Source organism: Flavonifractor plautii ATCC 29863 (assembly GCF_000239295.1).
In the GTDB taxonomy this organism is placed as follows: Bacteria; Bacillota; Clostridia; order Oscillospirales; family Oscillospiraceae; genus Flavonifractor; species Flavonifractor plautii.
Genome location: NZ_JH417771.1, coordinates 1 through 4,482, shown reverse-complemented (window position 1 = coordinate 4,482; position 4,482 = coordinate 1). Strand labels below are relative to the sequence as shown.

The following is a 4,482-nucleotide window of genomic DNA, read 5'->3' as shown; positions in this document are numbered from 1 at the left end:
TCAGATGTCCAATATGTATTGTAGTCCTACACTGCTGCCGGAGGCGGAGCGGTAGGTAGGCATGGAGGTCACCTCGGTTTTCTGGTAAAATAAGAATCTTCAATCAAACCTAAATGCACCAATTTTGCTTCGATGGACCTTCGACTTCTTCCGTGCTCTTTGGCGATTGCTGATAGTTTCATTCCAGAATGAAATTCATCCACCAGCTTGTCTTGTTCTGCCTGTGGCCAAGGTTTGCCTGCATTGGGCGCACTGGGGCTTTTTTTGATTTCCTGTGTCGAACCAAGTATCTGATGTAAAGCACGAATGATATCAGGATGATTACAAACATGGTCTCGTGGGAAAAGTTCGCCGGTAAAGGGATCAATACCATCAGCCAAAGCGGTCAGGAGTTCTTTTGCTCTCGCAATATCCATTCAGCATTCCTCCCTTACTTCCTTCAAAAGGATCATTTTCTCAAATCCGCCCCGCTTTGCCGCTTTGTCTGCCCGTACTTGTTCTAACTCTTCCAATGTCCAGCCACGGGCTTTTACAACAGCCTGCATAACTTCTAAGAGGTCAGCCAATTCTTCCAAGGATTTGCTCTCCTGATATTCCGCCAGTTCCTCATTCAGCTTCTGCTCCAGAAGATGTATGTAGTCCTCATCAGTAAGTGTTTCGCAGACACAGATTTTTCCGTCTGCTTCAATAATCTCTGGAATATGATCCCGCACCAGCTTGTGATAGGCTTTAGTAGGCATCCTTCAGCCTCCTCAAAATTTCCTCATCCGCAGGGCAAAATGCATACTGATCAATTTCATCCACCGTAATCCAACGAATGTCATTGTGCTCCAATTTATGGGGGATACCCTCATGGATGGTCGCATGAAACAGCGTTAGGTGAACTGTCAGATCCGGGTATTCGTGAACCACATCCATGAACACCTCACCCACATCCAGAGTAATGGCCAGTTCTTCTTGACACTCCCGAATCAGAGCCTGTTCCTTGGTTTCGCCTGGCTCAACCTTTCCGCCAACGAACTCCCAAAGAAGTCCTCTGGCCTTATGGGCCGGGCGCTGACAAATCATAAATTTGTCCTGATCCCAGATCAGGGCTGCTACTACCTCTGTCATCTATCCCACCACCAATTTGTTTGTCTTCTTCAAAAATTTCGCTGGAATCGGTCGATCCAGTTTCCAGGTGATATTCATGGGCTTGCTCCCGTTGTGCTTCATATAGTTGGCTGTGCCCAGAAATGTATAAGCCTCCGCGCCTCCTGTGACCCGGTCCGCCTTGAATTCCCGGACAAACAGCAGCACCTTGCTCCTGCGTTCCTGGTGATGGATGTACCGCTGCCCGGTAGGAGAGTCCGCCGCTGTGGTGCTCTGGCTCTGCCAGTGGAACAGGTTCTCGTTGATGGAGTAATCGTGATACATGGTAGTGGGCGAGTAGTCCTTGTCCGCCTTATTCAGCGTCACAAAGAACACATCCAGATGTTTCTCCGGCAGCCACTTCACACCCTCACGCACCGTGGCCGGTTTCAGGAAATCCAGCGCCACCAGCAGCTGGTCCCGGGTATAGGTGCAGTGGAGGTCCAGCGGGCAGTCAAAGCCCAGCTCCACCGGCTCGTCAATGAAGTCGATCTGCTCATACCGATAGCGGAGCAGGTCCAAAAGCTCGCCCAGCAGCACGGGACTGTCCGAGAGGGCATACAGGTTGTCCAGCACTTCATCGGATGTCCAGCTTTCTGCCGCCTTGCCCCAAACAGTTACGTAGAACATCTGGAGCATGCGCTGTTCCAGCTCATCCAGCGTCGCAAAGTCCACATTGTCCAGGCGGGGCAGCAAATCCAACAAAAAGCGAATCCAGCGCTGGGAGTCCACAACGGCCAATCGGGCAAAGGCTTTCGTGAGCACTTCCTCCAGCGGTTCACTGAAATCTGCAATTACATCTGCCCGAGCACAGATGCGAGAGAAGGAGGAAAACTTGTAGATTGCCCTGGGGTCCAAATGATAATAGTCCAGAAAGTTTGCCAGGGTCAGATCCAAACCGCTGTCCTCCGCAAAGCTGGCCGCTCGGGACACCAGCCCGGCGGTATTTCCATAGGAGGCACGGATGTTATCCAGGATGTACTTGGCAGCCTTCTTCTCCAGCTGGATATAGCAGCCCTTGGGCGCGGAGACAAACCCGTCTTTGATCTCCCGGGTCACGCTGCGAGTGGTATTGGACAGCAGGGCGGCAAACTTGTCCTCAAAGTTATACCGCTTGTTGGCCTGGCCGATAAAATCCAGCACAGTCAGGCATTCCTTATCCTCCGCCAGCCGCAGACCACGACCCAGCTGCTGGAGGAAAATGGTCAGGGACTCGGTGGGCCGCAGGAACAGCACCGTATTGACCTCTGGGATGTCAACGCCTTCGTTGTAGATGTCCACCACAAAAATGAAGCGCACCTCGCCGCTCACCAGCCGCCCCTTGGCGGCTTTTCTCTCATCATCGGAGGATTTCCCCGTCAGGAAAATGGAGGGGATGCCGTGGCTATTGAAATAGCGGCACATAAACTCTGCATGCTCGATGGACACGCAGAAGCCCAGGCCTTTCACCTCGTCGATATCGGTCACATACTTGAGAAGGGAGAACACCACCAGATCGGCGCGGCGGTTGGCCACGGCGCCGCTGAGGGTGTAGAGATTGGAAAGCTCATTTTTGTCGTAGCCGCCGGCACTCCATTTCAGGGTGTTCAAATCCACCGTGTCGGTGACGCCGAAATACTGGAAGGGGCACAGCAGCTTGCGGTCAATGGCCTCCGGCAGACGGATTTCCGCGGCAATCCGGTTGTTGAAGTAGGGCAGTACGCTCTTACCGTCCATACGCTCCGGAGTGGCTGTCAGGCCCAGGAGGATCTGGGGTTGGTAGTAGGACAGTAACTTCTGATAGGTAGGTGCCGCTGCGTGGTGGAACTCGTCCACCACGATGTAGTCGTAAAAATCCGGAGCGGTTTTGGCGGTGAAATTCTGGGAGTTGAAGGTCTGGATAGACAGAAACAGGTGGTCAATGCCCTCTGGCCGGTAGCTGCCCACAAACAGCTCTCCGAAATTGGCGTCCTTCAGGACTGCTCGGAAGGTGTACAGGCTCTGCCGCAGAATTTCCTCCCGGTGGGCTACAAAGAGTAGGCGGCAGACCTTGCCAGGATGCTGCTTGCAGAAGCGCTTATAGTCCAGAGCGGAGATCACCGTTTTTCCGGTACCGGTAGCGGCTACCACCAGGTTCCGGGTGTAGCCCCGGACAGCGCGCTCCGCTTCCAGCTTGTCCAGGATCTCTTGCTGATAGGAGTAGGGGGCGATATCCATGGTGTACACTTCGGCGTTGTTGGCGTCAAAGTATTTTTCCGCTTTCAGTGCCCGGGCCAACCTCTCCTTCTGATCCTCGGAGTAATACTCAAATTCGTTGGAATTCCAGTAGCTCTCGAAGGTGGCGGCGATCTTGTCGATAGTCTCCGGCAGATCCCGGCGGGTCACCTTCACGTTCCACTCCAAACCGCTGGAGATAGCGGCGTTGGACAGGTTGGAGGAGCCTACATAGGCGGTGGTGAAGCCGGTATTCCGGCAAAAGATATAGGTCTTGGCGTGGAGGCGGGTGCGCTTAGTGTCGTAGCTGACCTTGATTTTGGTGTTGGGCAACTTGCGTAGTTCCTCAATGGCTTTCACATCGGTGGCCCCCATGTAGGAGGTGGTGATGATCCGCAGCTCGCCTCCGTTCTGGGTAAACTCCCGCAGCTCATCTATCAGGAGCCGCAAGCCACTCCACTTGATGAAGGACACCAACATATCGATGCGGTCGGCAGAGACAATCTCCTTTTTGAGCTCCGTGTACATCTGGGGCTCATGGATAGCTCCGGTAAACAGGCTGCTCTGGGCGATGGAGGTTTCCGGCCGGCTCAGGTCGGCAGCTGTCTTGCCCACTGCCAGTCGTGGATCCTGCTCCTGTAAAAGCGCAAGAAGCTGCTCTGCCCGCAGGTCGACGCTCAGCGAAGCAAAGTCAGCTTCTTTCGTTGTATTCTGGATGAGGTTTACGATCTGGTTGGCAAGGCCGATCTGGGTAGAGATGTCCCCGCCGTTGTCCGCCACATTCTCCAGGCCCTTTTGCACCACATCTGCCAGATACTGCGCCAACACCTTGGAGGCCTCCGCCCTGTCAATGGGCGCAACCGATTTGCGGGTATCGGGAATCTCCGAAAGCTCGCGGTTCAGGGCAGTATTGATGACTTGTTCATAAAGGCCGGGAGGCAACATGTTAGTTCACTCTTTCTATTTTCTCTTCTGGGATACATATTGTACTTAGTATAATTGGAATTCCAATATCCGACAAGAACTTATTGGCAAATATCAACAAAGCGTTCCAGATTTTATGTATCCCTTTTCCGATCATTAAGAATTCAGTTTAGCATCCCATTTGTCCAATAAGCAGGACTAGATAAGGTACAATAATTTTCGCAAATTGAAAAG

General features: G+C 52.9%; 4 protein-coding genes. All 4 read right to left on the bottom strand.

Annotated features, from left to right (window positions below):
- Positions 1 to 68: 68 nt before the first annotated feature.
- The 4 genes from HMPREF0372_RS19155 to HMPREF0372_RS09505 are packed head-to-tail and all read right to left on the bottom strand — an operon-like array spanning position 69 to position 4,269.
- Complete coding sequence (locus HMPREF0372_RS19155; RefSeq protein WP_007491479.1) at positions 69 to 416, bottom strand: hypothetical protein; 348 nt, start codon at positions 414 to 416, stop codon at positions 69 to 71.
- Positions 417 to 740 carry a nucleoside triphosphate pyrophosphohydrolase gene (locus tag HMPREF0372_RS09515; RefSeq protein ID WP_007491478.1) on the bottom strand — a complete coding sequence of 108 codons (324 nt, stop codon included), beginning with the start codon at positions 738 to 740 and terminating at the stop codon, positions 417 to 419.
- Positions 730 to 1,113 carry a (deoxy)nucleoside triphosphate pyrophosphohydrolase gene (locus HMPREF0372_RS09510; protein ID WP_007491476.1) on the bottom strand — a complete coding sequence of 128 codons (384 nt, stop codon included), beginning with the start codon at positions 1,111 to 1,113 and terminating at the stop codon, positions 730 to 732. The genes HMPREF0372_RS09515 and HMPREF0372_RS09510 overlap by 11 nt, the downstream gene beginning before the upstream one ends.
- On the bottom strand, positions 1,114 to 4,269 hold the full coding sequence (locus HMPREF0372_RS09505) for a DUF3427 domain-containing protein (RefSeq protein WP_007491474.1): 3,156 nt from the start codon (positions 4,267 to 4,269) through the stop codon (positions 1,114 to 1,116).
- Between the last annotated feature and the right edge of the window lie 213 nt (positions 4,270 to 4,482).

Coding starts and splice junctions, on each gene's coding strand:
- HMPREF0372_RS19155 (WP_007491479.1), bottom strand. CDS start 416: ATGGATATTGCGAGAGCAAAAGAACTCCTGACCGCTTTGGCTGATGGT.
- HMPREF0372_RS09515 (WP_007491478.1), bottom strand. CDS start 740: ATGCCTACTAAAGCCTATCACAAGCTGGTGCGGGATCATATTCCAGAG.
- HMPREF0372_RS09510 (WP_007491476.1), bottom strand. CDS start 1,113: ATGACAGAGGTAGTAGCAGCCCTGATCTGGGATCAGGACAAATTTATG.
- HMPREF0372_RS09505 (WP_007491474.1), bottom strand. CDS start 4,269: ATGTTGCCTCCCGGCCTTTATGAACAAGTCATCAATACTGCCCTGAAC.